33 protein-coding genes and 1 tRNA gene are annotated in these 26,876 nt (G+C 56.5%); 4 read left to right on the top strand and 30 right to left on the bottom strand.

Annotated features, from left to right (window positions below; genetic code table 11):
- Positions 1 to 379 precede the first annotated feature (379 nt).
- From M8997_RS04115 to M8997_RS04045, 15 genes are all read right to left on the bottom strand, one after another.
- A complete protein-coding gene (locus tag M8997_RS04115) occupies positions 380 to 841 on the bottom strand; it encodes a hypothetical protein (RefSeq protein ID WP_250013998.1) in 462 nt (153 codons plus the stop codon).
- 118 nt (positions 842 to 959) lie between these two features.
- Positions 960 to 1,250 carry a hypothetical protein gene (locus M8997_RS04110; RefSeq protein WP_250013996.1) on the bottom strand — a complete coding sequence of 97 codons (291 nt, stop codon included), beginning with the start codon at positions 1,248 to 1,250 and terminating at the stop codon, positions 960 to 962.
- The gene (locus tag M8997_RS04105) at positions 1,247 to 2,092 is read right to left on the bottom strand and encodes a glycoside hydrolase family 108 protein (RefSeq protein ID WP_250013994.1); all 846 of its coding nucleotides are present in this window, start codon (positions 2,090 to 2,092) and stop codon (positions 1,247 to 1,249) included. Before M8997_RS04105 ends, M8997_RS04110 begins: the two co-directional genes overlap by 4 nt.
- Before the next feature lie 308 nt (positions 2,093 to 2,400).
- Positions 2,401 to 2,859 carry a hypothetical protein gene (locus M8997_RS04100; protein WP_250013992.1) on the bottom strand — a complete coding sequence of 153 codons (459 nt, stop codon included), beginning with the start codon at positions 2,857 to 2,859 and terminating at the stop codon, positions 2,401 to 2,403.
- A complete protein-coding gene (locus tag M8997_RS04095; protein ID WP_250013990.1) occupies positions 2,856 to 3,866 on the bottom strand; it encodes a hypothetical protein in 1,011 nt (336 codons plus the stop codon). The genes M8997_RS04100 and M8997_RS04095 overlap by 4 nt, the downstream gene beginning before the upstream one ends.
- The gene (locus tag M8997_RS04090; protein WP_250013986.1) at positions 3,866 to 4,081 is read right to left on the bottom strand and encodes a hypothetical protein; all 216 of its coding nucleotides are present in this window, start codon (positions 4,079 to 4,081) and stop codon (positions 3,866 to 3,868) included. The genes M8997_RS04095 and M8997_RS04090 overlap by 1 nt, the downstream gene beginning before the upstream one ends.
- A gap of 38 nt (positions 4,082 to 4,119) precedes the next feature.
- A complete protein-coding gene (locus M8997_RS04085) occupies positions 4,120 to 7,134 on the bottom strand; it encodes a phage tail protein (RefSeq protein ID WP_250013982.1) in 3,015 nt (1,004 codons plus the stop codon).
- Between the two features lies 1 nt (position 7,135).
- Positions 7,136 to 7,555, bottom strand: coding sequence for a hypothetical protein (locus M8997_RS04080; protein ID WP_250013979.1), 420 nt, complete (start codon positions 7,553 to 7,555; stop codon positions 7,136 to 7,138).
- Between the two features lie 9 nt (positions 7,556 to 7,564).
- The gene (locus tag M8997_RS04075; protein ID WP_250013975.1) at positions 7,565 to 8,197 is read right to left on the bottom strand and encodes a hypothetical protein; all 633 of its coding nucleotides are present in this window, start codon (positions 8,195 to 8,197) and stop codon (positions 7,565 to 7,567) included.
- A gap of 8 nt (positions 8,198 to 8,205) precedes the next feature.
- On the bottom strand, positions 8,206 to 8,862 hold the full coding sequence (locus M8997_RS04070) for a hypothetical protein (protein WP_250013972.1): 657 nt from the start codon (positions 8,860 to 8,862) through the stop codon (positions 8,206 to 8,208).
- Between the two features lie 2 nt (positions 8,863 to 8,864).
- Positions 8,865 to 11,075 (bottom strand): phage tail length tape measure family protein, encoded by a 2,211-nt coding sequence (locus tag M8997_RS04065; RefSeq protein ID WP_250013970.1) that lies wholly within the window; start codon positions 11,073 to 11,075, stop codon positions 8,865 to 8,867.
- 3 nt (positions 11,076 to 11,078) lie between these two features.
- The gene (locus M8997_RS04060) at positions 11,079 to 11,399 is read right to left on the bottom strand and encodes a hypothetical protein (protein WP_250013968.1); all 321 of its coding nucleotides are present in this window, start codon (positions 11,397 to 11,399) and stop codon (positions 11,079 to 11,081) included.
- Positions 11,400 to 11,446: 47 nt separating this feature from the next.
- Complete coding sequence (locus tag M8997_RS04055; RefSeq protein ID WP_250013966.1) at positions 11,447 to 11,860, bottom strand: hypothetical protein; 414 nt, start codon at positions 11,858 to 11,860, stop codon at positions 11,447 to 11,449.
- A 47-nt stretch (positions 11,861 to 11,907) separates the two neighbouring features.
- Positions 11,908 to 12,402 carry a phage tail protein gene (locus M8997_RS04050; protein ID WP_250013965.1) on the bottom strand — a complete coding sequence of 165 codons (495 nt, stop codon included), beginning with the start codon at positions 12,400 to 12,402 and terminating at the stop codon, positions 11,908 to 11,910.
- Positions 12,403 to 12,460: 58 nt separating this feature from the next.
- Positions 12,461 to 12,877, bottom strand: coding sequence for a phage tail terminator-like protein (locus M8997_RS04045; protein ID WP_250013963.1), 417 nt, complete (start codon positions 12,875 to 12,877; stop codon positions 12,461 to 12,463).
- An 18-nt stretch (positions 12,878 to 12,895) separates the two neighbouring features.
- Here M8997_RS04045 and M8997_RS04040 point away from each other — a divergent pair, with 18 nt between their 5' ends.
- Positions 12,896 to 13,105, top strand: a complete 210-nt coding sequence (locus tag M8997_RS04040) for a hypothetical protein (protein WP_250013961.1) — start codon at positions 12,896 to 12,898, stop codon at positions 13,103 to 13,105.
- Here the strand turns inward: M8997_RS04040 and M8997_RS04035 are convergent.
- Positions 13,083 to 13,529: an HK97 gp10 family phage protein gene (locus M8997_RS04035; protein ID WP_250013959.1), complete on the bottom strand. Its 447-nt coding sequence runs from the start codon at positions 13,527 to 13,529 to the stop codon at positions 13,083 to 13,085. The genes M8997_RS04040 and M8997_RS04035 overlap by 23 nt on opposite strands.
- A gap of 146 nt (positions 13,530 to 13,675) precedes the next feature.
- Positions 13,676 to 14,722, bottom strand: coding sequence for a phage minor head protein (locus M8997_RS04030; RefSeq protein ID WP_250013956.1), 1,047 nt, complete (start codon positions 14,720 to 14,722; stop codon positions 13,676 to 13,678).
- A 151-nt stretch (positions 14,723 to 14,873) separates the two neighbouring features.
- Between M8997_RS04030 and M8997_RS04025 the strand changes: the two genes are divergently transcribed.
- The gene (locus M8997_RS04025) at positions 14,874 to 15,437 is read left to right on the top strand and encodes a hypothetical protein (protein ID WP_250013952.1); all 564 of its coding nucleotides are present in this window, start codon (positions 14,874 to 14,876) and stop codon (positions 15,435 to 15,437) included.
- Here M8997_RS04025 and M8997_RS04020 read toward each other — a convergent pair.
- From M8997_RS04020 to M8997_RS03985, 8 genes are all read right to left on the bottom strand, one after another.
- On the bottom strand, positions 15,434 to 15,799 hold the full coding sequence (locus tag M8997_RS04020) for a hypothetical protein (protein WP_250013948.1): 366 nt from the start codon (positions 15,797 to 15,799) through the stop codon (positions 15,434 to 15,436). The two genes, M8997_RS04025 and M8997_RS04020, sit on opposite strands and share 4 nt — an antisense overlap.
- Entirely contained in the window at positions 15,799 to 16,329 is a 531-nt protein-coding gene (locus tag M8997_RS04015; protein ID WP_250013945.1) for a DnaT-like ssDNA-binding protein, read from the bottom strand. Before M8997_RS04015 ends, M8997_RS04020 begins: the two co-directional genes overlap by 1 nt.
- A gap of 9 nt (positions 16,330 to 16,338) precedes the next feature.
- Complete coding sequence (locus M8997_RS04010) at positions 16,339 to 16,734, bottom strand: hypothetical protein (protein WP_250013942.1); 396 nt, start codon at positions 16,732 to 16,734, stop codon at positions 16,339 to 16,341.
- Between the two features lie 72 nt (positions 16,735 to 16,806).
- Entirely contained in the window at positions 16,807 to 17,778 is a 972-nt protein-coding gene (locus M8997_RS04005; RefSeq protein ID WP_250013939.1) for a major capsid protein, read from the bottom strand.
- A 108-nt stretch (positions 17,779 to 17,886) separates the two neighbouring features.
- The gene (locus M8997_RS04000; RefSeq protein ID WP_250013936.1) at positions 17,887 to 18,663 is read right to left on the bottom strand and encodes a hypothetical protein; all 777 of its coding nucleotides are present in this window, start codon (positions 18,661 to 18,663) and stop codon (positions 17,887 to 17,889) included.
- A gap of 94 nt (positions 18,664 to 18,757) precedes the next feature.
- A complete protein-coding gene (locus tag M8997_RS03995; RefSeq protein WP_250013933.1) occupies positions 18,758 to 20,260 on the bottom strand; it encodes a DUF4055 domain-containing protein in 1,503 nt (500 codons plus the stop codon).
- Positions 20,253 to 21,671, bottom strand: a complete 1,419-nt coding sequence (terL, locus tag M8997_RS03990; protein WP_256473142.1) for a phage terminase large subunit — start codon at positions 21,669 to 21,671, stop codon at positions 20,253 to 20,255. The genes M8997_RS03995 and terL overlap by 8 nt, the downstream gene beginning before the upstream one ends.
- A complete protein-coding gene (locus M8997_RS03985) occupies positions 21,658 to 22,122 on the bottom strand; it encodes a DUF2280 domain-containing protein (RefSeq protein ID WP_250013926.1) in 465 nt (154 codons plus the stop codon). The genes terL and M8997_RS03985 overlap by 14 nt, the downstream gene beginning before the upstream one ends.
- Positions 22,123 to 22,161: 39 nt before the next feature.
- On the opposite strand from M8997_RS03985, the gene M8997_RS03980 reads away from it, so the two are divergent.
- Entirely contained in the window at positions 22,162 to 22,524 is a 363-nt protein-coding gene (locus tag M8997_RS03980; protein ID WP_250013923.1) for a helix-turn-helix transcriptional regulator, read from the top strand.
- Position 22,525: 1 nt separating this feature from the next.
- Here the strand turns inward: M8997_RS03980 and M8997_RS03975 are convergent, their stop codons facing one another.
- The gene (locus tag M8997_RS03975) at positions 22,526 to 23,155 is read right to left on the bottom strand and encodes a putative metallopeptidase (RefSeq protein WP_250013921.1); all 630 of its coding nucleotides are present in this window, start codon (positions 23,153 to 23,155) and stop codon (positions 22,526 to 22,528) included.
- Positions 23,156 to 23,220: 65 nt separating this feature from the next.
- On the opposite strand from M8997_RS03975, the gene M8997_RS03970 reads away from it, so the two are divergent.
- Positions 23,221 to 23,745 carry a super-infection exclusion protein B gene (locus tag M8997_RS03970; RefSeq protein ID WP_250013919.1) on the top strand — a complete coding sequence of 175 codons (525 nt, stop codon included), beginning with the start codon at positions 23,221 to 23,223 and terminating at the stop codon, positions 23,743 to 23,745.
- A gap of 227 nt (positions 23,746 to 23,972) precedes the next feature.
- Here M8997_RS03970 and M8997_RS03965 read toward each other — a convergent pair whose 3' ends face one another.
- The 4 genes from M8997_RS03965 to M8997_RS03950 form a co-directional block, all read right to left on the bottom strand.
- Positions 23,973 to 24,443: a ferritin-like domain-containing protein gene (locus tag M8997_RS03965; protein ID WP_250013917.1), complete on the bottom strand. Its 471-nt coding sequence runs from the start codon at positions 24,441 to 24,443 to the stop codon at positions 23,973 to 23,975.
- Between the two features lie 401 nt (positions 24,444 to 24,844).
- Positions 24,845 to 24,921: transfer RNA gene (locus tag M8997_RS03960), tRNA-Met, on the bottom strand.
- Between the two features lie 151 nt (positions 24,922 to 25,072).
- Positions 25,073 to 25,489, bottom strand: a complete 417-nt coding sequence (locus M8997_RS03955; protein ID WP_250013915.1) for a DUF4279 domain-containing protein — start codon at positions 25,487 to 25,489, stop codon at positions 25,073 to 25,075.
- Between the two features lie 348 nt (positions 25,490 to 25,837).
- On the bottom strand, positions 25,838 to 26,845 hold the full coding sequence (locus M8997_RS03950; RefSeq protein ID WP_250013912.1) for a hypothetical protein: 1,008 nt from the start codon (positions 26,843 to 26,845) through the stop codon (positions 25,838 to 25,840).
- Between the last annotated feature and the right edge of the window lie 31 nt (positions 26,846 to 26,876).

The raw sequence follows: 26,876 nt of genomic DNA, 5'->3' as shown, positions 1-26,876 counted from the left end.
AATGCTAAACTCCGGATGGTTGTTATGCGAATCCATAAATCACTCTCCCTTTAAGCGCTATCGTCAGCTCTGCTGGCTATGCGCTTTGCATTCCATTGCCGGTGTCGTAGATGATTCCGGCCGCGGTCGGAACGCAGGTCTCCATAGCCGTTCTCGGACTTTTGGCAAAGTACGCCTGGCGCGGTTTGCGCTGATCGAGGCGGCCAAGGTAGCGAACATCTATGTCGAGCCTGCCGGTCGCTCACTGGCTGCAGGCAGGCCATCTCCGAAATGGGGCAAGCGGAAGCCGACACGTAGGGCTTGAACGCAAAAAAGAGCCGCCCCATCCCGAAGGACAGAGCGGCTCGTGTATTTGGATATCACGTCAAGGCTTGGTCATCTAAGGCGGGGCATTGGACTTGCGGCGCTCGTAATCCTCCCTCGCCTGCATCGTGGCCGTGAGAGCAGCAATCGCATTCGACATGCTGACCATGCTGTCTTGCAGCCGATCGAGGCGCGTCAGCGTATCATTCTGGAACTTGGCGGCAGTAGCATCCGCGGTGGCCTGTTTGGTTTCAACCACCGTTAGGCGGTCATTGACCTTCACTGATTGGTCGATGGCTGTGGTCGCAGTCTTCTCGATCCGGTCAATTCGGGAGACCTGAAACGCAATGGCGTTCTGGCTGTCCGTCGCGGCCTTGTCAAACTTGCCATCCAGCCATCCAGATCCAAGATAAACGACAAGTCCCAAGATAGGCATTGCCATGGCCATCGAAACCCGAGCAACCGCCCTGAGCAGAACGTTGTCGGCAATCTTCTGTGTGCGTTCGCCTGTCATCGCATCCTCGCCGGTGAAGTCCATCAACCTGCCCATTTCCTTATGTGATTATTTCCAGCAGCCCTGAGACGCCCCAAAGCCGTTATGTGATGCGACCTGATTGGCGAATGGCCGGTCGTTCTTGAGTATGAAGACTGAGCTTTCAAGGTTCGGCGTTAGTTTCGAGAACCCGTCGCACGCACTCAGCTTGGTCGTCGCTTGACAACCCGAAACTGCTGCACAAAGTGGCAGCATCAGAAGAAGATACGGTCCCATCGATTTCTTTCCTTTTGCGCAGGACTTTGACAGAGGTTTCAAGCGCCGACACAGCGGCCTGCTGAGCGCCCTCATGCTTGCCGTAGTAAATAGATGCTGACGCGATGAGAAACGCTCCCAGCGCAGCCCCTGCGGCGAATTTGACCCAATTGGGAATGAGTGCGAGCAGCGCCATCATGCCGGCACCGCCTTACTCGGAAGATCGAGCGCGTCACGCAGCTCGCTTTCCTTCCGCTTCGACCAGTAGCGATAACCCAGACCGCCAAGGAAGATGACGACGCCGGCAATCGTGAGCACAGCGACGGCCTTGGCGACAAAGTCGATATTGCTGAGCGGCGTAAGCTGGTCTGTGGCCTGAGCGAGTGCGGCCGAAACGGCACCGCCGCCCTGAGCTGCATCGGCCGGACCTTTGCCGGGCGCGGTCTTGGCATCCGCCAGATACGCCTTGGCATCCATATTGACCGCATAGACGGGCTCGGGACCAACGGAACCCGACGCCCACGCCTGCCCGATCTTCTTGACCTGGGCAACGCGATTGCTCCAACCCCTGCCGAACGTACTCCATGTGCGAAGAGCCTTGAGGAAGGCCAAGCGTCGATCGAGGATGCGAGCGATCAGCGCGTCATGATCCGGATAGGCCAGAACAGCCTTGACGGTCAGATCACCCATGATCCCGTCGATAGAGCCGTTGTAGGCATTGCCGAGGGCGCGCTGCACCCATTTGACCGACTGAGACACACCGCTGTTCACGGCACCGTCAAACACCGCGTAGTCGATCCCGGCCGGCAGCCTGTCGCCCTTGATCGGGTTCCAGTACAGATTGCGGTATATCGCATCCCGCTCGGCCGCATTGATCTTCTTGACCGGCTGCGGCTTCTTGCCCTGCGACTTGCGGTAATTGTCGTAGACACGCTGCGTCACGCCCCACATGGTCGCCCCGCCCGGGTCCTTGGGATGATTGGAATAGCCCCCCTCATGAACGAGCACGTTCGCGAGAGCGGAAGAGAACTTCGCTTTCATGGGAATACCTACGATTTGATGATGAGATTTCGTGCCGCCTCAAGTGTCAGCGGCTAGGGGCCTGACGGGCAGCCCCCGTTTAGGCTCGTCAGGCCCGACAATATCGCCTATAATTCAAACTCGCGGGCCGTAACCGCTACTCCGGCTGGCGACGAGAGCCTTCGGCGCAAACCGCTCCGCGCCGAAGGCTCTTTGGTTCTCGTGGAACCTTCATCACTCATTTCTGTTTAAGCAGGCCGAGGACGTCCCAATCCCGGCACGAGCCTCTGACAAAAGCCGTGCGAAGCTCCATGTCAGAGGCTCACCTTTTAAAGCACCGACGCGGCCCCGAAGAATTCATCCACCTGCAGTTCGGTAAAGCCAAGCGCAGAGAACCCCTGCTGCAGCATTTCATCGGTGCGGACGAAGGTGCCGCTATCGGCATAGGCGGCCTGTATTCGAATGTCCTGTGTGGCAATCCAGCCCTCGACCTGATCGAGTATCCCGGCATCGATGAGCTGCAAGCGGAACTGCCGGCGTGAAACCCGATCGGGAATTATCGCCTCGGGCGCAGGCGGCTCGTATGGCAGGACGTTGCCGTCTTGCCACTTGCGCGTTTGAGGATGCTTAAAAAGCTCGTCGAACTGCGCTTCGGTGATCTTGATTGCATCGGCGGGAATGATCGGGTTGCGGTCCTCTCCATCGGCGGGCGGGGCATAAGCGGCGCTCTGCCAGAAACCAGCGATAAAACCGTCTTCATTGAACTTGGCGTAAATCTCGTTTTTCATGTTCCCACCGTCACCCATGACACTTGAACCGTCGAATTTGCATATGCCTCGTTTTGCAAATGCGTCTGTTTAACCAAAAAGTAGAATGCGGACGCCGTTGGAAATCCCTGTTCGTATATTTGCGGGACAAGCGTGAAGCTTCCGTTTCGCCACTGTTGCATGATGATGCTATAACTAGACGCTGACGAGTAAGCCGTGGGTAGAGCAACCGCCACACCGCCACCGGCTGTTGTGGTCTGAAGGGTTGTTCCCCATTGAACGAGTAGACCACCGGGCAAGCGCACCCATCCGGGACCGGAACTTCCGCCGAGTGTCGCGAAGGCCGCCGCCGCGTTGGCGTCATCGAGTAGTGTTTTTGCAAAGGCGGATATGCCGAGGGTCGTTTGGGCGGCACTCGCGTTAGGATCATCAAGCAATGTCCGAATGAATTCCGATATACCGAGCGCCCATTGTTGATCGGTAACGCTCGTCGCTGCAAGAAACGAGCGGGCTTGCGCCGTTATCGGCGTCAAGGCCATGGTATTCGCGCCGGTCCCATAGGGCAACTGATCCGCCGCCATGGTAAGGCCGGCGAAAGAAGCAAGCCAAGCCTTGGCGTTTGCCAGAACTGAACGGGCATTTGCACCAAAATCAGCAAGCGCCATCGTGCCGGCGCCCGTGAAATAGATCAACTTGTCCGCAGCACCAGTTAGTGCCTGCAACGCTGCCACGGAACCACCGGAGAAGAACTCTCGCATCTGCGCATAAACCGCCGTGAAGCGCGAACCGTCAGATTGGAACCGAATGCGATAGGCGCTGTCGGTTAGGGCACCGCCTGTCCAAGGCTCAATCAGGGTGATCTGCGTGTTGCTATCGACGGATGCAATCACCGCATCAAGGTTCTTCACCTTGAATGTGTCGCCGGGCCCTATAGTGGCTATTGCCCATAGCGTGCCGGTTCCCGTGACAACCGTTCCATTGGCGGCCACGCTGACGGTTCCGGCATCATAGTCAGGCTTGATTGCCATCAGTTGCTCTCCTCGGTCGTCTCGGGCTCTTCGCCCGAAAGCTCAGCGATCTTTTCACCGGCCTCTTTCAACTGAGCCTGCAACTGCTCGTTTTGGTCGCGCAGTGTTTGCAGCTCATTGGCGAGAAGTAGATTGCGGTTCTCGTAGTGCTGGATAAGCGCACGTTGTTCGTTGACCGCGGCCATAGGCGCGATCTGCACACGGTTCTCAGACATGGTTTTCCTTTGGAGTTTGCTTCTAGTCGACCTTGGATTTATCGTTTCCAAACAAGTATTCGGGCTGTCGCTGATCCACCGATCACATTGGTTCCTTGGAATCTGAACGTGGTGTTTCCGGCTGTGTTCAACCCAAAGAAGAATTGCCGTCCTCCATAGACAGTCGATGAGCCGGGAGTGTGGGATTCTTCGAAAAGGATTGCACCAGTCGTCGCGTTCACCATTCGAAACCGGCCGGTTATCCCGTCACCCGTAAAGGTTCCCGACCAATCCAACTGAATCATGGTTGCATTGGCTAATGGCGTCGGCACGACTTGGTCGTAACTCGAACTCGCTCCGGTGAAGGTACCCGCCATCGTCACCATTTCGGTCACAGCGCCGAAAGCAAGATTCGACGTACCAACGATGAGATTGCCGATTATGGCATTGCTGATATCCACGTTGCCCAGCACCGCCGACAGGGCCGATAGCGTGTTGACCCTGACGTCATCGAGATAAAGCGTGCCGCTCTGAAAGATGAATGGCCGCCGCTTGGCACCGCCAGACATCATGTAAATCCGGTCTGCGATCATCCCGATTTCACTTAGGCCATCGGTCCGAGCGCTCATGATCAGAGCGGCCTGAGAGGCCGGTCCGCCAGCCGACGCGGCGACACTCCACCCGATCGTTGCGAGTGCGCCGGCCTGCGTTGCCTCCACCGTCGTGCGAGCCAAGCCAGATGCCGTGACGTTGCCGACGCTCACTGTGAGCGAATCTACTGAGTTTCCTATGGCGGTGACTTCATCGCCAATCGTGCTAACCGTGACGGAAAGGGTGCTAACAGCGCTCGCAGTAGCTTGAAGCCCCGTTTCAGGGTCATCGATCCGCGCCGTCAGTTCCTCGATCCGAATTGCAGATGCCTCTGTGGCCGTCGCCACGACGAGGATTTCACGCCGATATTCGGCAATGGAACTTCCTACTTCGGTCTTCAGTTCGAATGTATCGCGATCAGATTGAGCGGCAGCGTCGGCGGCAAGGCTATTCAAGCGGTCCAGTTCGTCCCGAGCATAGTGAACGCCCTCGGCAAGCCATTCGAGATGACCAGCCATGCTCGCTATGACGTCATCAACCATTCCCGGCAGATAGATGTCCTCGGCCCCGAGGCGGATATCTGGTGTGATAACGAGCAACCAGCCCGACCACAACGTCTGCCTAGAACTGCCGGGGATATATCGGGCCCGAACACCATAGAGTGTGTTAGGCAACAGGCCTTGGCTGATCAGGATCGCGCCGATGCTTGGCTGATCCATGCGGCTCGAATACTGGGTTTCGAGAGAAACGCCGTTCCTTACCTCATATTCGACGCCGATAACGTCCGGTTGATCACCATCCCAAGATAGCTTGATCGCCGGCCGGCGCGGGTTGCCGTCATTGTCCTCGATCACGGCCGGTTCGGCGAAGAAGTCCACCATCGGCTGAGCTGGCGGCCGGATAGGCCCGAGATAGCCTACGGACGACGGAAGCGGATCGGTTGCCGGGTTCCAGTCGTAATCGCTTGGATCGACCTCACGGATCGCCACGCCCTGGTTGACGTTGTCGAGGTCATCCATGCTTTCTATATCGAAGAGCTTGTTGGAATAGCCCTCGCTCTCGCTCGTCCACGAAATCACATCGAGTGGCTCGAGATCGTATGCTTCCGGCGGCAGGACGGCCTTATGCTTGCGGAACTTGCGGTTCGTTTCGATCAGCGCTTTGGCGAGCTGCTGGGACTGAACAGCAAACGGCACATAGTTGAACTTGACGTCGGCAACCAGGCGGCGCCCGTCGTCGAGCGCCTCGAGGTCAGATCGCAGCCTGACCGGCGCGTCCTTCATCTCCCAAGCGGCTTCCGGCTCCGGGTAGGAATACTGGACGCCGTTATGCGTTGCTTCCAAGCCGGGGAATGGATCGAAGCTGCGCGGATCGGTGACGGATATCGTCTCGTCCGTATAGGCGTAGACCGGCAGCGTGGGCGCACCGACGCGGATTTTGTAGATACCGCCAATCTCCGCCATGCGGCCGTTGCAGGCCTTCAGCAGTTCGTTAATGACCTCAGCCGGCTCCTGATTGGTGCGGATTTCACCGCCGCAACGAAACTGCTTCGCACCGCCGACGATCCGGTCGCACTCGTTCATTGCCGCGAACCAGTTCGACAACGGCAAGCGCGTCGCCGGCAGGTCCTGTAAGCCATATACCCACTGTGTGCCGTACCAGATGCCGCGAAGAATGTTGTAAATCACGACAGCGGGATTGTCCGAGAACTGCCACGTGGCGGGATCCGCATAGCGCTGCGAACCGGAGCCCCCGACGGTGCTGTCAAAGCGCGGATCGTAGAGTCTGATGCCCTGCACTTCAAAACGGCATTGGGGTGGTCCAGTGAAAAGTTCGCGATTGACCTGCGCAGTGACGACAGCATAGGCCAGCCCGCGCCCGATCATGTCGGACGTCCAAGGCCGATCGGCGTCACCGCCGAACTGCGACAGCAGGAAAGGATCAGCGGCGGTTTGGTCGCCGAGGTGCCTTTTCATAAAAAGGTAGTTGCTGTTCGGACCCGTTCGATACTCGGCAACCTGGTTGCCCCTGCCGCCAGGGTCCAGAATATCGTCGATGGTGCAGCGTTCGCCGTTGATCCATACCTTTGGAAGGATCGCGGTTACCGGCAAGTCGGACAGCGTGACAACCTGCGTCAGATACGCATTGGGGGTCTTCCCCGAATTGCCCGCCGTGTTGACATACTCAAGCTGGCCGGCCGTCGCGTAGGTTCCGAAGATAAAGGACAGCGGATTGTCGCCACCGACCTGTATCTGCCCTTGGATGCCCGGCACTGCCTGCTTGTTCTTCGGCGTCATTGCGCGCTGAAGCAGGGTCGAACCGACACTGAGCGCCGCGCCGACAATCAACTGACCGAGTGTACCGAGACTGCCGATGGACGATACCAGCAGGCTCACCAATCCCGTAATGGGATCGGCGTAGGCAGCGGTCATCGCCGCCAGCATGAACCATGCTGCGAGCCAAAGGATGCGGAAAATCTTCATGCTAGACCCTGAAGGCCCTTTCGGCGGTCAAGAGGTCAGCCGTCCCAAGCCCAAGGCTGTCAGGACGGCAAAGATAGATACGCGGGCCATTGACGACGCCGAGCGCATAGAAGCCGCCCGTTGATACCTTCACGGCGGCAATATCGCCGACAGAGGCGAGAGAGATAGGGATTTCCTCGAGCAGTGATGCTGCAAGCTCGGCATGGTTGGCGAAGCCCTTACGCTTGAGCAGTCCGAGCCCGCCCTTGAGCGACTTGTATTTACCACGATACGGCGCGGCGAAATCCTCGCCAGTCATTGCCTCGACGGCACCCGCTGCGAAGAGAGCGCAATCGTGCTCCGACCACTGGAACGGCTTCTGCATCGAAGCGTCGATGTATTCGGCCAAGGCGGGCCGCCAGAATGAATAACGCTCGGGCATACGGCGCTCCTAGTTGCCATTGACCTTGTTGTGTTCGCCCCAGAAGAATGTCCACTGGCCGGCAACATCCGAATATTTGCGGAAGCGGTCGTTTCCCCGAAGCTTCTGCGTCTCGTCGGATCTCTTGGCCGGATTGATCTTGGTCAGTGCGCGCGTGTGGGAGACGACGGAAAGGGCAACCTTGCCCTCTCCTTTCGCGGCAGGTGTATCGATCGGCGCGCCATTGACCCAACCGACGAAGCGCGGCCGGGGATTAGCGATCAGTATCTGATTATCGGGCCCGAGAAAGCCGCGGTGGACCTCGATCGGCGCGAGGCGCGCATCGTACTGACGGATGGCAAGGCGCACCTCTTCGGAAATCGGGCTCAAGCCGATCTGGATTGTCCGAATGGAAAGGTCGGAGACGAGAGGCACGGGGTCGATTGATAGCAGCGCGCCCCAGCCGTGATACGTCCTCGTCACCGGAAAGCCTGTCGTGCCGCTGATAACTGTCACCTCCACGGTGTCGTCGCCATTCCAGAAGCCGAGGCTCTCGGCGACACCGGATGATCTATTCTTTGCCGTGATCCAAACGAGGGAACGCGGGTTTACACCCTGGCGGCTCTGCAGGTGGGCCGATACAGCAGGATCATTATCACGCATGATCGACCTTAAAGAGTTTGCCGCACCTGGAACGACATGCCGCGGGTTATCCCGTCGCTGTCATTCGTGCCTGGATTGAAACTGTCCGGTATCATCTTCACTTTTGCCGCGGCCTTTATCAGCGTGACGGCAAGTCCAGTTGCGGCACCTGGCCGGATATAGGGCCGAACCTCAAAGAGTGGCGTCACACCCGTACCGGAGGCGGTGACAGGCAGGACGATGCGATGGAGCGCCCGCCGGACAGGGTTCGTGCCATAATTGAATGACAGGAGATCGCCGCCGGAGAGAACGTAGCCGGCCGGAAGCCCCGCCAGACGCATTTCCTTATTGTTCGACACCAAACTGTCGATGGTCACGCTTGATGCCCCGAGGATTGATCCTGTCGGGTCCATGCGAGGATAAGCCTTCTGCGGGCTGTGCAGGTAGAACGTACCAAGAGCACCGTCCAGTGCCTCGATAAGCGCTTGAACCTCGGCGGCGTCCTCATGATACATCGGGTTGATATCGACCTGCGCTTCGACACGTGGAGGTGCCATGTTGGCGGCAAGGATTTCCCCCGATCCAAGGCCGGTGAGCTGTTGTTGTTCCTTCAGCTGCCAGATCACCGATGCAATGTTGAGTTTCTCGGCGAACTGCGCCAGCGATAGGGGATAGGTCAGTGCCATCGTTATCCCCTCGCCCGTGGGTCTTCATTGATCTGATTGACACGCTCAGGCAGCACATGGCGATTATACTGGTCGATCTGGGCGGTAGAGACAGAGCTTGCCTCCTGCTGCGCGATCGACTTGATGACCGGTTTCAGATCGCCGTCAGAGCCTGGCGCCCAGCCTATCGTCACATGAATGCCTTGCGGTGCATTGCTGTTGGCAGCCGGGGCGGACGGAGTGCTCGTCATCGTCGGCACATAGCCGCCGCTGGCATAGCCTTTGGCGCGGTTGTGCATGGCTTCAAGGTTGCCGATACCAATCCTGTCGGTCGCCTTCTTGGAAAACACGAATTCACCGCCATGGACGATGCCGGCGGCCTGGCTGGCCCCGCCGTTGCCGGTATAGCCGCCCGAGGCAAACAGGCCAGCACCTGGCGTAACCTTAAAACCACCACCGAACAGCCCGCCGAACAATGATCTGAGAAAGCCGCCGCCTCCGCTGCCGCTTCCGCCGACAGAGAAGATCGCATCGACGAAATCCGTCTGTATCTTGTCGATTATCTTGTTGAGCACGTTCAAAGCGGCATTGCCGAAGGACTTCCAGAAGCCCTCGCCGTTCTGCAAGCCGCTGCGCAAATCGGAGAGGAAGCCGTTGCTGACGTCCTTCGCCAGATCGAGAGCATCTTGCGCCTTTCTGGTGGCAGCTTCTATCGAGGCCATGCTGCCAGCCAAGCCCGCAAGTTCCGTCTTCTGGGCTGCCGTTAGCTCAATACCGGCCCGCTGAGCCTGGTTGAGCAGATCCTGCTCATAGCGCAACCGGGCTGCAGCTTCTTCCGTCAGTCCGACAGCCGCTTGTTCCGCCCTCAGCGAGGCGATGCGACGTTCGGCTCCCCTGACGATATCCTCGTAGCGTTCCGCATCGGTCTTGCCGCCCTTGCTTCCCTTTTTCTTTGATTTTTCATCGACATCGGTCAAAGACTTCGCAAGCTCTTTCAACTTGCCCGATGCGGCGGAAGCGCCATTCGCGATCGCTGCTCCGAAGTCGCCGAGATAATCCTGCCCTTGCGCAGCCTTGATTGCATCCGCGACCGCCTTATCGACGCCGGCTGCCTGACCCGCATAGGGATTGGCAACACCGCCGAAGGACACCTCGCCTATCCCGCCGAACTTGCCGATATCGACCCCGACCTTGCTGGCGAAACCGGAGATGCTGTTATAAGCGCCGCCGATATAATCGTTCATGAGCTTGATGACGGCATTGATCATTGTTTCAACGCCTTTGACCGTGGCGTTGGCGGTCAAATAGACGATATCGCCAAGCGCGGCTGGCAATGCACTCCATGTCGCCTTGATGCCGCGATAGGCGCCGACAAAGGTCGCAATGAGCGAATTAACGCCATCCTTTGCAGCGGCGACGATATCTATTCCGAATATTTTCGTGAGTTCATCTCGGAACACATTGGCCGCCGCGACGGCGGCGGTGATGCCAACAATGAATGCAAGACCGGGATTAGCCGCTACCATAGCAGCAGCGGCAACGGTCGCAGCTACAGCAACTCGCCCGAGCAGTGCAATGATCTGCACAACGCCAGCGATTATCGTTGGCGCGTAGAGCAGTGCCAAGGCAGAGGCAGCGCCGATGGCATAGGGGGCGATGACCTCGAGACTGTCGGCAAGACCTACGAGGACAGCGGCGCCGGTCTTGGCCCAATCTACCATCTGCAGACCGGCGGCCACTGCTGCAACCAGGCCGATCGTCACCAAGCTGACCGGCGATATTACGGAAAGGAACGCGGCGCCCAAGCTCCTGAGTGCGCCTGCGGCTCCCATTGGACCGAGGACGGCGCTGATCTGCGTTCCCTGCTGCAGTGCTATCTGCAACGGGTTCATTGACATGGCCGCCGAAACGCCGATGTCCTGAAATTGGGCCGCGAGATTGGCGACGTTCGTATTGGCACCGACCAATTGCCGGCCGCTGGCGCTGACAGCCGTGGCGTGAACCTTCATCGCGTTGGAAGCGCGGGTTGCGGCAGCAGCCTCGGCATTCAGGGCCGTGGCATGAGCCTGGGCCGCCTGCGATGCCATTGCGCCTGCCCTACTCGACGTCGGGCCTATAGCGTCCGTTGCCGCCTCGACACGCTTGGCAGCGCCGGTCAGCCGATCAAGCGCCCTCGCCGTCTGTTCAACGCCGCTGGCTGTCGCTTCCACGCCAAGTTGTGCAATGTCCGGCATGTTCTATTCCTTGTTGCGCTGAACCACCCGGCGATTTGCAACCGCGCCTCTGATGCGGAGCTTTGCTTCCGCCACGTCCGCGGTCGTTGCCTGGCTCTCGCTTGGCGCCTGCCTGTCGGTCTTGTTGATGACGCCGAGAACGGCCTGATCGATGCGGCGAAGCACTGACAGCTCCCATGGGGTGATCAAGGCACCGGTGATCCGGCAGAACGCCTCAAGCTCTAGGAAACTGATCGGGTTGGCGCTGAAGCCGATCGATCTCAAATTGTGGAGCTGGACGAACCAATCCCAGATGTAATCGGTATAGTCGGGCGGCTCCGGCACCGGATCATTCTTCCGCCGTGGCGTAAAATGCGCCCTCGCGAAGTCGATCAGCTCTTCTGCGAGGGCTTCACGAAATGTGCGTCTTCATCCGCCGCCTTATCGACCTGCTCGGATATGAAGAAATAATCCGGATTGGAGATGACCTTGAGCACATTTTCCGGCGTGCATTCGACCGGCTTGCCACCCTGCGTCAGGTTCCAGCCGATGATCGAAGCCGCAACGATTTCGTTGGTGCGCTCTTCAATCTCCTCGACGGTGCCGACCTTCTTCGGGTTCTTCTTGCCTTCGCGGAGTGCCTCATTGGCAAGCCGGCGCTGAACGCGCTTCACGCGCTCCGACCGATAGGACACGACCTTGACCACAAGGCCGGTCTTTTCGCCCGTTGCCGGATGAAGAATATCGAGGTCAAAGCCTTCTTCGAGCTTGGAGGCGAGACCATCGAACTGGGAAAGATCAAACATGATTGCTCCGTAGAGATGGCCGGTGCGAGACCGGCCGTTGTTGAGGATCAGGGAGTGATGAGGGCCGTATCGACGGTGAGGATCTCGGTCGAGATGCCGATATTGAAGGTCCGCCGAAGCACGTTGTCGCCGGTACCGACGTTCTTCCGGCCGGACATCACCAGTCCGCGGAAATAATCGACGCTGTTCTCGTATTGAGCGCTTGGTGCGTCCTCGTACTCGACCTTGAAATTATACTGGAACTTGGTCTTTTCGGCCGCCCGCATGGCCACCTGGCCCGGATCGAGCGGATCGTCGCCGACAACAAGGGCAATGGTTCCTGCATCGCGGGCGCCCTTGAGATGGCGAACGCGGCCGTCGCCGAGCGATTGGAATGTAACGTCGGAGGATTCATCGCCGAACTCGCCGCCGTCTTCGACTTCCTTGACCTCGACCCAGGTCAGCGCCTCGAAATCAGCGATTGCAGTTGCGTCGGTCGTGTAGTCAATGGCGGTCGTGCCGCCGATAAAATATTTCGCGCCAGTGGCTGTCGTAATGGCCATGGGGTTTTCCTTTCCATAAAACCCCTGTCGGGGCGGGTTAGACCGGATCGTCCGGAATTCAGTTGAAGCTGCGCCATTGGACCGTTACCGGCACATTGACCCTGTCCGGCTCGATAAGCGGACCGCCGACGCTCGGCTTCTGGTAGACCTTGAGCTTGACGCCGGAACCGTAGAGGATCGTTCCCTTGGCGAAGTGAGAGGCGATGAGCCCACCGGTGTCTGTGGCCTTGATGATGCCCGCGCCGACGGGATAGATCGCCATCACCTGCAGAATTCCCTGATGACGGGCCGTGGCATCATAGGCGAGGCCGAGATTGTCCGTGCGGTTTGGTATGAAGTCTACGCGCAGATATGGACCGGCCGGGGCGGTGAATGATCGACCAGGATAGGCTACCGGAAGCACCGGATTGAGGACCAACGCGGCGGCCCTCGCAAAGAGCAGCTCGGCAATTGTCGCTTCTACAGTCGCGGCCATCGTGTTAATCCTTCGGCAATGGCCGATAAGCTTTCAGACAAACAGGCATATGAGCGGTTGCACACTGCCCTTCTGGCTTTGGGCCGTGAGGAAGGCGAAACCGTGCGCGGCGATACAAGCCTGAAGGCCGCACGCCGTGCTATCGCTTTGGTTCAGATGGGCTTGCTCAAGGCCATGGATGAGGAAAGCGACAGGAACATCGCTGTCAAAGACCCAAGCGTGCCTTAAGCTCCCGCGCCTTGTTCTCGACGATCATATCCCACCGCTGCGCTGCCGAGCGAACAAACGCATCCGGTGCCTGACCGTTTGAACCGTATTCCCGATGCCCGGCATAGGCAGCGGTATAGCCGAAGAACAGGGTGGCATTGATGTCGGCGCCGAGAATAACTGCTTCGATCTGCCCGCCGTCATAGCTGTAGCTTGCGCCTTCGACCGGCGTCTTGCCCGCGTTGATGGAAGGCATTGCTGCCGTCGACGCCAGCAGGGAAGCTCGCAGAAATCCCGTGTCCACTCGCATCCGCCCGCCGGCCGAAACGGGCATTTGCATTTCCGAAACAACCTCTTGCACGCTTTCCTTGAAAACGGCTTCCACCGCGCCCGGTATCTTTTCGGCGAAGGCCGCGACTTGTGCGCTGAACGAGAGTTTCGCCATGGCTAATCACTCTTGCCTATTTGCGATTTGGAGCATCTTGAAGCATAGTCGTTGTTGCATATCTGGCGCCGTTCAACGCTCTTGCGTCGTCTGGTCAGAGCCGTCGAACTACTCTCCAATTCTCGGCGGCTCGCCTTTTTTTCAGATCACGCAGCCCTGTAGCGCCGTACCACGGACGCGAAGTAATCGATCTCGTATTCCAAATGGCAGCGACATCCGACGATCTCATTCGTCGGAGCCCGCGGATCGCCAGGATAGCGCAGCGTTGCGCCGGACGAGCTCTGAAACACTTGATCGATGCCGACTGCCTTGCCGTTCAAGGACTGGTGCGTATGGCGGACGTGACCGTCGCCGGCGGACCTCCAAATCTTCTGGACGTCCGAGGCTTCGACCTTGCCTGCGCTGATCTGCTGACGCATCGCATTCTCGCGTGCCGTGCCGATCGCCGTCATGGTCTCGGTTCTCGCCAGCATTTCGCCCCTGAGCAGCAACAGGCGGTCGGAATATCTGCTCACCATCCGCGCGACCACATCGGCAGGAATGGCTTTGCCCTCTCGAATAACGGCCGTGACCGTGCGATCAAAGCGCTTATCCCGCCGCTGGCGCGACAGGTAGTTCCTGAGAAGCGTTGCATCGCTCGAGAGCAGTTCGGCCCGCGCCGATGACACAAAGCGCTCCTGTGGCGCCGTCAGGCCGATTATTCCACCCACCCGCTTGCCGGTTACGCGGTTGATCCGTCCAACGACATCGAGTGCGACGGAATTTGGATTGCGGCCGGCCGAGAATCCCTCCTGCAGCGCCTGGCGGATGGCTGTCCGCTGATCCTCGACGATGCGCGAAACAAGTTGCGAGGAATGATATCGCAGCTCTGCTTCAGCTTCCGGATTGCGGACGCCAAAGCGGAAGATCACACGGTTGCCTTCTGTATCTTTGATCCTCGGCAGGTTCTCGACAAGGCTCGTGCCGCCGGCGTTGTACGCCTCGGTAAGCGCGACCTCCAACGCTGAGAACGCTTCCGGCTCCAGGTGCATCGCATCGATCGCGCCGGCGATGTCGCCCTTCTCAAGCCGCTCGGCCACGACGCGAAGCGTAATGCCCGACTTGATTGCGTCAATGCCCTGGAAGAACGCCTCGGCAAGCCGCTGATCATACTTGTCTAGAAGCTGCTCAAAGATGCTGCGGTTGCCGGCCATAGTCAGAACTTCTCGCGGGCTGAAAAGCGCTTGAGCATGTCAGCGCCTCTTAAGCGTAACGTAAAGATTTAGGAGGATCATCACCGTCGTGAACGCGTTTAAGCCGAGCATCCAATACTGCGCGTTCATTTGGGATTCCTTAGAGGGGCTTATGACAGAAGACACAGTGCCAAGAGTTGATCCTGACCCATTCGTAATCATTAGCATTGCGATCGCTGCAGTTGCTGCGGCAGCGTCAGTGGTTCAAGCCGGCATCGCTTATAAAGACCGGCGCACATTACCGGCGACCAGTGCCAGCGATGCGATGGCGGAAGGTTTTCAGCGCTCCATACGTAATGGGATGGCCAACGTGGAAAAACTGATTAAATTCTTGGCCAAAAGTGATTTTGGGAAAGTATTGCCCTTAGAGGAGCGGTTCGCTTTTGGAAATACTGTACTGTTGATGAGTTTCAGCGACCTTCATCGTTACGACTCCATAGCTAGCCAATTGTCATTTGACATCGGCCTAATCCATACATCGATGATGGGTCTAATCAGGTACGCGCCTGAAACCGCAAACAAAATTGGCCTCGAATTCCTCAATGAGATGTCCGACTATAAGGACCGCATCAACGGATTTTATCGATCTGACCAACGCAATGGTGAGGTTTTGGACGATGCTCTTAAGATACTCCGGACATTCGAGCGGGTACTTACCAAGTTAGAGGGCAATTAACTCCGAACGAACAGCTTGTGATAAACGACGGTCGCTGCCGGCTGTAGCGGCGCGACCTTTATGATGGTGTAGCTCTTGCCGTTGAACTGCAGCCTGTCAGTGGTGGTTGGCTCGATCGCAAGTCTGGCGGCGACATAGGCGGTCTTATCAGTCGATTTGACGAGAGTTCCGTCCACATCCTTCAGTTCGATAGCGAGTATTGCTGCGGTGCAGGGCGTCTTCTGGATCGTCGGATCACCCGGATCATAGATCGGACCAGATCCGGGAACTTCGCGCCATATCTCGCCAGCGGCGCCGAATTCCTCAAGCAGTTCGAGGGCGTCGGTTTGCGCTTCCAGATAGTCAAACTTCTCGACAGCCATTATGCCCTCGCTGCCGATCCGAAGAGATTGGATTGCTTTGCGCCGATGAGCGATGACAGGATGCCGTCAATGACCGAGAACACCGGGACAGATGCAGCCTGGCTGAATGATCCGTCGGCATATTCGATCTCTTTTTCCAGCTCGCCGACCTTCTTGCGCTCCCGTTTGATCTGGTCTGCTCCATTGTAGTCAGGCGACAGTGATCCGGGCGCAGTCAGTTCGCGCCAAGCGGCTTCACTTGTCGCGTTCTTAACTTGCGATGGGATAACATCGTCCGGAAGCTCCGAACCTCTCCATTTCGCTCCTGTGCGCGGCCACTCTAACGCCTGCGCGCTATCCGTAGGCGAGCCAACGAACCGCGCGCCATATGTGGCGTCAATCCAGCGCGTGCCGCGGCGTAGTGCCTGCTCAATCTCCGGATCTGTCTTATCGGCTATGTCATAGCCCATGTTACCGGCATAGGTCTTGAAAGCGGCGACATCGGCATAGCTATCGACATCAACAGCGCCCGGAGTGGTGGTCAGAGCCATCAGTTCACCTCAGACCGCAGCAGCCTGGCAGGCTGCGTTAAACTGCTCGATGAGTTTTGCCCGTCCCAGCATGTGATGCGGGGCCTTGCCGGTGACCTCTGAGATGATTGCGCGGAGCTGTTCGTCGCTAAATGTGTCGCCGTCGACAAGGCCGAGATCATCAGGAAAACTGGCGACAGATACATCACGAACTTCGACGACCGGGTTTTGGGGCTCGGCGATAACCGTCACCGGAATGCCTTTTGCCTCATAGGCTTCAACGATCTTCGGATAGTCGCCGATGACAGTAACGGCATTCACGCCAGCACGAACCGAAGAGAAGAACCGAGGGTTCGCATAGCGTCTTCCCTTTTCAAATCCTGATCCCTGGTCGGAATAGGTCAATTCAAAGCTTTTGTCGGTCATTGGGTTGATCCTTAAGGTGCGACGGAATATCGGCGGGCTTCTGGCCCGCCGCGTTCATCCTTTGATGTTTGCTTACTGAGCAGCGTCACCCTGAGCGAGCACGCCCGCAGTGTGCTTGATGCTCGTTGCCACCTTGTCCCAGTTGGAGCCCGTGGCGAGTTCAGCGTCCGTCGGCGATTTGCCACCGTTGGCCTCGTCCCAGGTGTAACCTTTGAGCGAAAGACCGAAGGTGTAATCAACCTGCATCGTGGTTTCGATACGGGTCTGACCGTTTGAGGTCTCGATGTTGGAGATCACGTCGCCGCCGTCGAACACGGTTGCCGCACCTTCTGCCAGCGACAGAACGTTGAGCTTGGCCGGAGTGCCGGCCTCGAACAGCGCCGGAGCATCCGTCACGATTACCGCCTTGCCAAGGATATCGACAACACGGACATTCTGAGCCTGGTAGAGCTGGTTGGTGTTGGTCAGAGCAAGACCGATGAGCTTGTGGTAAGCCGCACCATTCATGACCTGAGCGACCAGCGCCTGTGAATGATCGCCGAACAGTGCATGGGAGTTGTTCAGCGCGACCTGCGAAATCCCGCTTGTCGCAGACACGTCCACGACGGTCGCGGCAGCCTGAGCCTTGATGGCAGCGACAAGCGCAGCAATCGCAGTGTTAAGCTGATCGGCAAGTAGGGCTTCGGCAAAGTTGCGGGATGCAACCTCGATGCCTTCTGCAGTCGGCTTGTTCAGCCAGGTCAACTGAGACGGCTCATAGCGGATCGGGCCAAAGCCGCCGGCAACCTTCACCGAAGAATGCTTGAGCTGGGACAAATCCGTTGCGGTGGCTGCTGCCTGGGCCGCATAGCGATCGACACGACGCTGGGCAGAATGAATGGCAGCGAAGAATGATTCCTGGAGGAAATCGCCGTCAAAGCCCGCTGTGGTCAGCCGGATTGCGCCATTGCTGGCGCCGTTGAACTTCTCGACCATCTGGGCGAGAGTTTCGATGGTGGCAGGCATGATGTACTGGTTGAAAACCTGCATCTGGGAGAGAGACATGGAAAAATCCTTTCACGGTTTGTCTCGGGAGAATTGTTCGGTTTGAGAGAGGCTTCCCGCCTCGGTAGTGCCGCTTCTCATCCCGAGACAGCAGCGAAAGGGTTGCGATTAGCTCGCGTTGTTGAGGTCGGGGAACTTGGCAGCGATTGCCGCTGCGCGCTCCTCGCGCGTCCCACCGAAATTGCCTTTCTGTTGGCCACCGCCGCCGCCATTGCCTGGCTGCTTGCCAGTGCCCGTATTGCCGGACGCCTCAAAGGCCCGGCCGAAAGTGTCTGACTGGCGCATCTCTGCGACCAGCCCTTTGATATCCATGGGCGTTCCCTTGGAATCAGCGATCTTGGCGTTGCCGTCCTTGTCGACTACTTCGACGACAAACTTGCCGTCGATTTCCTTCACGCGGGTGTGAGCGCGAACGTGCGGGAGGAGCAGATCGACCGAGCCCTTGGCCTCTGCCAGGGCAAGTGTCGCCGCATTGTCGATTAGCAAAGCGCCGATCTGGCTTTCGAGGAAGCCGTTGCGGGTCTTGATTTCACCCATTTCGCCCTCGTGCTTCTGGAGCAATTGGGCTTTTGCCGCCTCAAACTTCGTGTTGGCGATCTTGTCAGCTTCGGAGGCCGGATCGAGCTTCTTCAGCTCTTCCAGTTCAAGTAGGGCGGTACGTGCCTTGTCCGGATCGAGATCCTTAAACTTGACCACATCCTTTTCCAGCTTCTCGCGGGTTGTCCGCTCCTTGCCGAGTGCCGTTTTCAGTCCGGACACGTCTTCGAGGGAGAAGCCGTCGACGGGTTCCACGTCGAGGACGAACTTCCCGTCCTTCTCCACATAGAGAGCCTTGGTTGCATCGTCGACGCCCTCGAGCGATGCCAGAATTGCTTTAAGTGCCATGGTGATATCCATCCCGGATTATGCGCATCCCGCGCGTTGAGATGCCCCGGAAGGATCACCCTGCCGAGACGGTAGAAACTTGAACTGTCTGTGATCAGGCCGCGTTTGCCGGCGGGGTTACCGATCCGGCAATATCGTCCTCGCCATCCTCGCCGGGGATTTCCGATAGAATAAGTTCTAGATCTTCAGCTTCATCATATTCAGGAGCGAGGATGTTCCGGCGCTTGGCTTCATTGATTGCAGCGACGCGCGAGATCAGGCTTTCTTTCTTCATATCGAGGACGACCTTCATGCCCTCGACGCTGTCTGTCTCGACATCAAAGTCAGTGTAAACCGTCACTTCCGGCTGCGTGGCATCCTTTAACCATAAGCACGTGAACCTCAGCGCCTGCTCGAGCGCATCCTTGAGATTCAATGCCCATGCCTGGACAGCCGAATTGCCCTTCTGAGCGGCAAAGGCAGTTGTCACGACTGTCAGATTGCCAGTTTGGGCTGTAAGCGGCTGACGGCCAAGCTCGCGGAGCTGCTGCTCGGTCTTGTCTACCTCTTCAGCTAAGAACTTCAGGGAAGCCGCTGTCGGTTCAATAAACTTCCATTCGCCATGCTGCTGACCCTGCCCTCCCATCGGGGCATAGAGCACTACAGACGGGCCTATCGGAGCTATCACCGGCTGACCGTTGCTATCGAGCGGAGGAGAAATGCCATTACCTGCCAGCATCGGGAATGCAGTCAGTTCTTTGGCCGATTTTAGATTGGTTTCCTGTTGGTAGTGTTCGACCTGCAGGTAAGCCGCATCCTTCATCGGAGGAAGGAGTTGCCATGTACCTTCCTTGCGACGGCCGGTCATGAATGGGACAAGTGCGATGACACCGATCGAGATTGGGCCATTTTCCTTCATCACCCAATTGACCGAAGTCGATTTGCTTCCGACCTTTGCCGCGGTCGCTTCCCAAATCTCAAATCGTGCCGGACCATAGGAACCGTCATCGGCCCTGTCCCGGATCAAAAGGCGCATCCGGTCTATCGTGACCTCATCAAAGCCTTTGCGAACTGTGGTTGGCTCATGAATGGCGGCGTAGACGAATTGCTCCTTGCCCTCGATCATCGCGGATTCGACCCACTTCATGCGGGTGGCCGGAATACGAACCCAATAGGGCCGCGCTCCCATCCTGCGCTCATCGGTGGCGCTAATTCCCGTTGGGACAGCCGTATGATCGACGAGCATCCAATCTATCGCGCTCGCAATGCCATTGAAGAACACATCGCCAGCGAAAACATGTAGATGATTGCCGGCTCCGTCAACGTCCTCGACAAATGATTTGATTGCGGGCGAAGCCGACTTTTCAACGAGATCAACCTGCTTGGCGAATGGCTTGGCAGCTAGGCCCTCGACCAGATCGCGAAACACATTGGTGAACTTGGCGTTCTTGCGCCGGTACTCGTAGTTGGTTTCAGTTTCATTTGGAAACTGGGGCAGATAAGCCTTGCCGGCCGCACGCATGGCTTGAGCACCTTCAAGCATCGTTTCCACCATGCACCAGTACGGACTCATGGCGAGGTAATCGCAAGATGGTGTATCGGGCGTGTTATTAACCATTTGCTATCCGTCCATATGTTCCGAAGAGTGGCGCGGGCGACCCGCCGGAAAGCAAGGCATTGAAGGCTCGGCTTGTACTATCCGCATCATCATCATGTGTGGCTTCGGGAAAGCCTTCGAGCTCAGAGAACCAGATTTCGTTCCAACTACCGCGGACAACAAACACGTTTCCTGCCTCGGCCTGCGCTGAGAACCCGCCAAAACGAGTAATTTTGTCACCAGATTCGGGCGAAGACCGAACGTTGTAGCCAGCCAGCAATTTTGTCAGCGTTGCGATCTGGCTTTTGCCTGCTTGCCCCGGATCCTGCGGCAGTGAAATACCCACCGTTATTCCATCGCGATCGGCTGTGTTCTTGATCATGCGTTCGACACCGGCAGGGCTCGCCCTATCTCTGCGATGATCAGCAACGAAGTAACGACCGTCTCGGGTCATTCCCATCTTGGTACCGCAAGTCCAATCAGGGTCATTGCTTTCTGTCTTTGGTGTTCCCGCCAAATCCCAACCGCGGATCCATGTGATATCCGATGGCACGGCGTCGACAATCTGGCACCACGCTCTCTGGAAGTAGAGCCCAGCCGCTGGCCTGATCTTCCAGTTGCCTCCGAGCAGCCGCTCGCGCTCCACAGTTGGAAGCGCCATAAGGCTCGCAAGGTAGCTTGGATCTGCTGCCATCAGCGCGCGGTTATCGCTGAGCTTGGCCGGGATGAACGTTACCGACTTCGGAGGTATCGGCGCCTCAATCCCATCTTCATTCGGCGCCGTGTAGTGTGCGAGTTCTCCCGGGCTACTCCCCCAGATGATCGCGTCACCTATGCGGACGAACCAGCGCAGGACGCCTGCCCGCTCCGGTATCGGCAATCCCGTATCAGGATCGATCCACCAGGCGATGAACTCGGCGACCCAGCTGTCAGCATCAGGATTGCATGTTGCTCTGATATATGGCCGCACGCCGCTCATCGAGCGGTTGCGCGAAACCATGTACCAGAACTGCTTGGCGCTGAAATGCGTCAGCTCATCGAAGCAGATGAGCGGTATCTGTGATCCCTGCCAGTTGAGCACTGTCTTGTCGTGCTCCAGGTGAGCAAAGGAGACCGAAGAGCCGGACGGAAACTTCCATTCAAGAACGTGTTCTTTCGGCGCCGCACCTATGCTCGGGTAGAGCTTCTCGCTCTCGTCCCAGAGCCCGCCCTCGTTGCGCACCTGCACAGTCGATCGACGGAAGAACACTGCACCGAACTGCGGATTGGCAACATGGCGCAAAGGCTCCATTAGGAGAGCCCATGTCTTGCCACCGCCAGCTGACCCGCCATAGATCGCGATATCGGCCGGCGAAGCCAGAAAGGCAGTCTGCGGTCCCGGTTGAGGACGGATTATGGTTTGGGCCGCCTGCCCTGCTTCAGCTCCTGCCATTGTCGGGCAACTGGAATATCGTCACCGGCGATACTGGCACCGGCAAATCCTTTCCATCCTTCCCCGTGAGTTCGCGCCGGTTCGTATAGGCGTTGCCAATTTCCTCGGCCGCCTGCTTCATCAGGGACGCGGCAAGAACCATATTTCCTTGGGTTTCAGCCTTGTCGGCCATGCGCTGCAATGCTCGGAGCCGAACTGCCCGATGAGAAATGGCTATCGTGGCAGTGTCTTCGAGAAAGGTCTTGCGCGTCTCCTCGAACAGCGCCCTCCACTTCGGAGCCAATCCTGAAGCGGCCTTCTTGTTCGGATCGTGGCTTTCCACCAACTGACGGCTGACCTCGATGCCCATCTCCTTCTTGACCGCAGCAGCGACTACAGATGGACTGTCAAAACATGCCACGGCCTGCACGATGTAGGTTTTCACCTCATCTGAGAGTTTCGCTTTAGCCATGGCTATGTCAAAGTCCGGTCAAAAAAGGGAGGTGGAATAATGGAACTTTCTTCGGCCGACAAGATCATGGAGATCATGAGGCTTACTAGAATGAATCAATCCGAGTTGGCAAAGCGGATGGGGGTTTCCCAACAGGCTATTTCAAGCTGGACACACGGCGCCGCACAGCTCCACTATAATTATCGAACAATCGCCAAGATTCACGATCAGGCGAAACGAGCTGGAAGTTTAACCATCGGCTATTGGTACGCCAAAAATCTTCGCACATTCAGTGACAGCGTTGAAATTGTTCGTATCGATCTAGATAAGCGCAAGCTGGCGGTCTTGAGATACGGCGACCCCAAACATCATCCCATTTACAACTTTTCTGTTCTCGGACGCGTTCCAGACTACACCAGTTAGTTCAAGCAGCACGAAGCTGACAGGTGCCGCATGCATTTGCGATACGAACGTTGGCGATCTCTGGTCCTGCATTGGCTGCATCGACGAGCGCCCGAATTTGGGTGGCGTCAGCTCCATATCGCCTGACCACGCCGACGAACTCTTCCACGTCATGTCCCCGTAGAGTGAATATCGGCATGCCAGTACTCTTGCTGAACTTGGGAGCACCGAAAGGATCTCGCTCTTGTGCCGCGTGGTAAAGCTCATGCTCGATCAGCGCGCAAAATTCAGCATCCGAACATTCCACGGCGTAGAGAGCATCTATCGTGATGATGAAATCGGGTATCGTGCCGAACCATCCGACGATCTGCTCTTCTGCTCGGGCCTTACCCCATTTGCCCATCATGCCAGATGGCTTGCCCTCTTCGCACTGGCCTATGATGCTGCGCCCCTTGCGGGTGTTACTGACGTTGGTCCAGAGAATGCCAAGCGAGGCGCTGTTGAGATGGAAGTGATCCGGGTTAAACAGCTTGGCGTCTTCGTTGATGAAAGTCGCCCTGGCCCACTCTACCAATTGGGGAGCTGGCGCAAAGGTGCTCGTTGCGTCAATGGCAGTGATCGCTTCTGGTGGCAGTGGGCGAGACATGAACATGCGGCACACCTCTTGCTTTCCCGAGAGCGAAGCTGTTGGATCAAATTTAAAAATGGGGAGCTATTGTGCCAAGCCTAAAAGACTTTATCGAAGCGCTTAGCGTGTCCTGGCCAATTGCATTGGTGGCGCTCATCGGTAGCGGGGGTACCCTGGGCGCAAATTATTACAATTTGCCCTATGCAGATTTGATTGGACCGGCTTTTCTTGCGGCCGCTTTGATTATTTTCTTGTTCGCTGTCGGCATCTGCTTTGTGAAAGTGATCCTTGTAGTAATCGATTGTATTGCATCGGTCAGAAGCTGGTTTGCCACTCGTGCACATATCGCGAGGCACATAAAACTACTCTACGACTTACCTGACCAGGAACACGCAATTATGGCGTACCTTCTCAAACGAAATACTCAGTCTTTTCCGTATCCCTACGGCGAGGGTCGATTGGTTGGATTGCTTAGTAAGGGTTTAATCTCTCGACCTGGTGGTCAACACCAGCAATTGTCTTGGCCCCACTATATTCCCGATCATGTGTGGGCTGAAATGAAAGCGAACACAGACAAGTTTGTGTTGGTCCCACCGAACGCTAATCCTTTATAATCGGGATTCTAGACGACTTTCCTTAGACCTTCCACGTCCCCCCGGTGCTTGCCAGCTTTACCGGATCAGCAGCGCGAGGCATTGCGGCAGCAGCGCCGGCTATGGGAGCAAATCCGAGGAGTGCCAGGATTGATCTGCGGTTCATGGTGATTGCTCCAAATGAAAACGGCAGCCCGTAGACTGCCGCAGGCGCACCTATTGTGCGGGATGACTGCAAATCTGGAAGACTATTTGTTGATGGTAGTGACGGCCAGATTGGTCAGCTTGTTGTTGGCAGCTTTTTCCTGGTCGAGAATTTCACTGAGTAGAACATGGGCTTCCTCGTTTCCGAGCACCTTTGCCCACTCACGAAGTGACCCGTAACGCGCAATCTCGTAGTGTTCTACAGCCTGACAAGCGGCAAGCGCGCCCGCGTCAAGTGCGACGCCCGTCGCTTCGGCCACAACGCCATCGGTCTCCTTAATAAGACCGTCGGTTGCATCGCATTTTTCACCGGCGGGTTTGACGTTGATCGATTTGAACACCTTGTCTAGAATTTTAATTTGACCTTTTGTTTCTTCAAGGTGGTGATCCAGTGCTTTCTTTAGTTCGGCACTTTTTACAGCGGCTGACACTTTCGGCAGCGCCTTTACGATTGCGTTCTCGGCATAATAGACATCTTTGAGCGTATGTTCGAACAGCTCCGCGAGTGTCTTCATGATGGTACTCCCTTTTGATTGAGTACCTAACCAACTCGCAAACCTGTTGATCGTTCCAATTCATCGATACGAACGCATACAGGAGCCGAATATGAAGAACGCCTTTACGGCTGGCATATATTCGTCAGCGCGGAAGCCTACGAAGCGGACGCAGCGCATTATGATCTCGCATGGTTGATTTGTTAGCCGCGAAACTGCTATTTGGTCATTTTGCACAGGTGCTCAATGTCCAAAAAGAAGACCAAAAAGCTTTCGATGTACGTCACGCCAAGTCTCGGGTTGTTCTATCTCAGAATTGAAGGACGATCGGATCAACCTGAGATCGTCGGACCATTCAAAACGTTGGCGGAGGCTGAGAAAGAGCAAGCTCGCCAGGCAAAGCTTTGCAAGTTCAAATGAAGTGGTTGCGGCAGGTCGGATTTGCACCGACGATCTCCGGTTTATGAGACCGGCGAGATGACTACTTCTCCACTCCGCATGAAACTGAATTTGAGGAATAAACCTCCATCTGCCTCAAGCTGCTGCTTGGGCTGGGTTTGACCGGCGAGTATTCCCTGTCCAAAGGTCCGCGCTGAACATCAAATCATCCTGCATGCGCGTATAAACTGATTTTCTTCCTATGTGAAGGATTATTTTCGTTGAACGCCGTTGTAGATGTCAAATTCGATAGAGGCGTTTCGCAGTGCCACTTCGATCAGTGTTTGGGGGTCAAGGTCTATGCCCTCGTTTTTGCCCTTTAACCAGAGTCCGCAGAATATGCGTATTCTGTACCGAGATGACACGTCGAGCCAGTGATCAAGATCCTGGCTAAGCGGTGTGAATAGTTCAGCGATCTGTCCGTCGAGGTCACCGGGTATTCTGTATTCTGCGCTTCTGGACCAAAGGCCAGTGTGCGCAATTATTCTATTTCCATTCGGCAAGACACGTTCTTTCCCCTTCTCGTACGCTAAGTCAGGCTCAGCTTCGAGAAGATGACTAACGTGTGCGATCTCAAGTTCGTCGCTCGAGACATTAAGTGATGCCGCTGATTGATATATTTCTGCCAATCGCTGATCCTATACCGCGGAAACTAACAGTTTAACGCTGAATTCAACTGGTGTCATCCGGCCAAACAATTCCATGAGAGGTCACCCTGACCTTTCCCGCTTTTGTTACTTCCTGAACCACGCCTGTGTGTTCTTAGAACGGATTTGGCGGATCACTACAAAAACGCTCTACGCGCCGGGAACTGCCAAGCAGTATTGTCCTTTGTTGAAGCCACTTCGTCTGCTGCTTAAGTTGGGTTTGACCGGCGAGTGTCCCCTGTCCAAAGGTCCGCGCTGAACATCAAATCATCCTACATGCGCGTATAGCCTGATCTAAGTCCGATGAAACGGTATATTTTCATAAATAGTTCACCGAAGATTGTTGTAGAAGCTTAGAAGCTGGTCTTTTCCGTTGTCAGTCTTCATGGGTGCTATCCCCAAAAACATACCCGCATCATGCGCCGCACGTATTTGAATTCCGAAACCTATCGAATTAGCTATCACTGCAGCTTCATTGTGCTCGAGTTTGGCAAAGACATTAACGTATATCCCTACCGCGGCGCGAAATGCGCGCTCAGAAATATCTATGTTGTTCGAACTAGCTTCAACATTGATCTCGACTACGGGAAAGCTGATCAGTTCATCTTCGCGGCCTTGCGCTTCAATAACTGCGTGAAAGTAGAAGCCTCCAGACCGGGTGTGGCCAAGCATAACCTTATGGTGACCATACAATGAGTCCCGTTCGCCACGAATATAGAGGGTATTGTTTCTCGCTTGCATGCTCCACGTGACGTCAGTCTCACCTCCAGTAACCACCCCGATTCGCTCAAGTTCATCCGCTTCCAGAAGCTTAATCTTATCGCCCGGAGCAGCGGTAGAGATATTCAGAAACTCCGATGTGATGCCCATGTCCTCTATGAAGCGCGCAATCTTTGCGGAGAGTACTTGCGAACGTCCAACATGATCTGGGGCAGGGTCTTTGAACGAGAACTGATGCACTCCGAACTTGGCGTCGTTGTCAAAATATCTCAACCGTCCACCAAGGTAGATCAACGTAGCCGCGCTTAAACAACGACCGGGTATATGCTTCCGCGGAACATAGTGTTCATGATGCCGGTCGTGATCAAGAACGAAGCTTCCAATATGGGTAGAAAACCACTCACCGCGTATGAGCTGGCCAATTTTGATCGCAGTCTCAACGTCCCCGCCAGTGGAATTGATGTACACCGGCGTTCTGGGCGGTGGCGCGCATTGCGCTAGAAACTCTTGGAACCTGATGTCATCGCCTAGCTTGATTGGACCAAACAAGTTAATCGAATAATGGCCGCCAAACATGCGTTCAAGTTCACTTTGTGGCTCCGTATACTCAAACTGCAAAGCGACTCACTCCTTGAGACGAACGATACTC

Origin of the sequence: Phyllobacterium sp. 21LDTY02-6 (genome assembly GCF_023554255.2) — a bacterium.
In the GTDB taxonomy this organism is placed as follows: Bacteria; Pseudomonadota; Alphaproteobacteria; order Rhizobiales; family Rhizobiaceae; genus Phyllobacterium.
The sequence above is the reverse complement of the archived record's forward strand: the minus strand, read 5'-3'. Positions and strand labels throughout refer to the sequence as shown.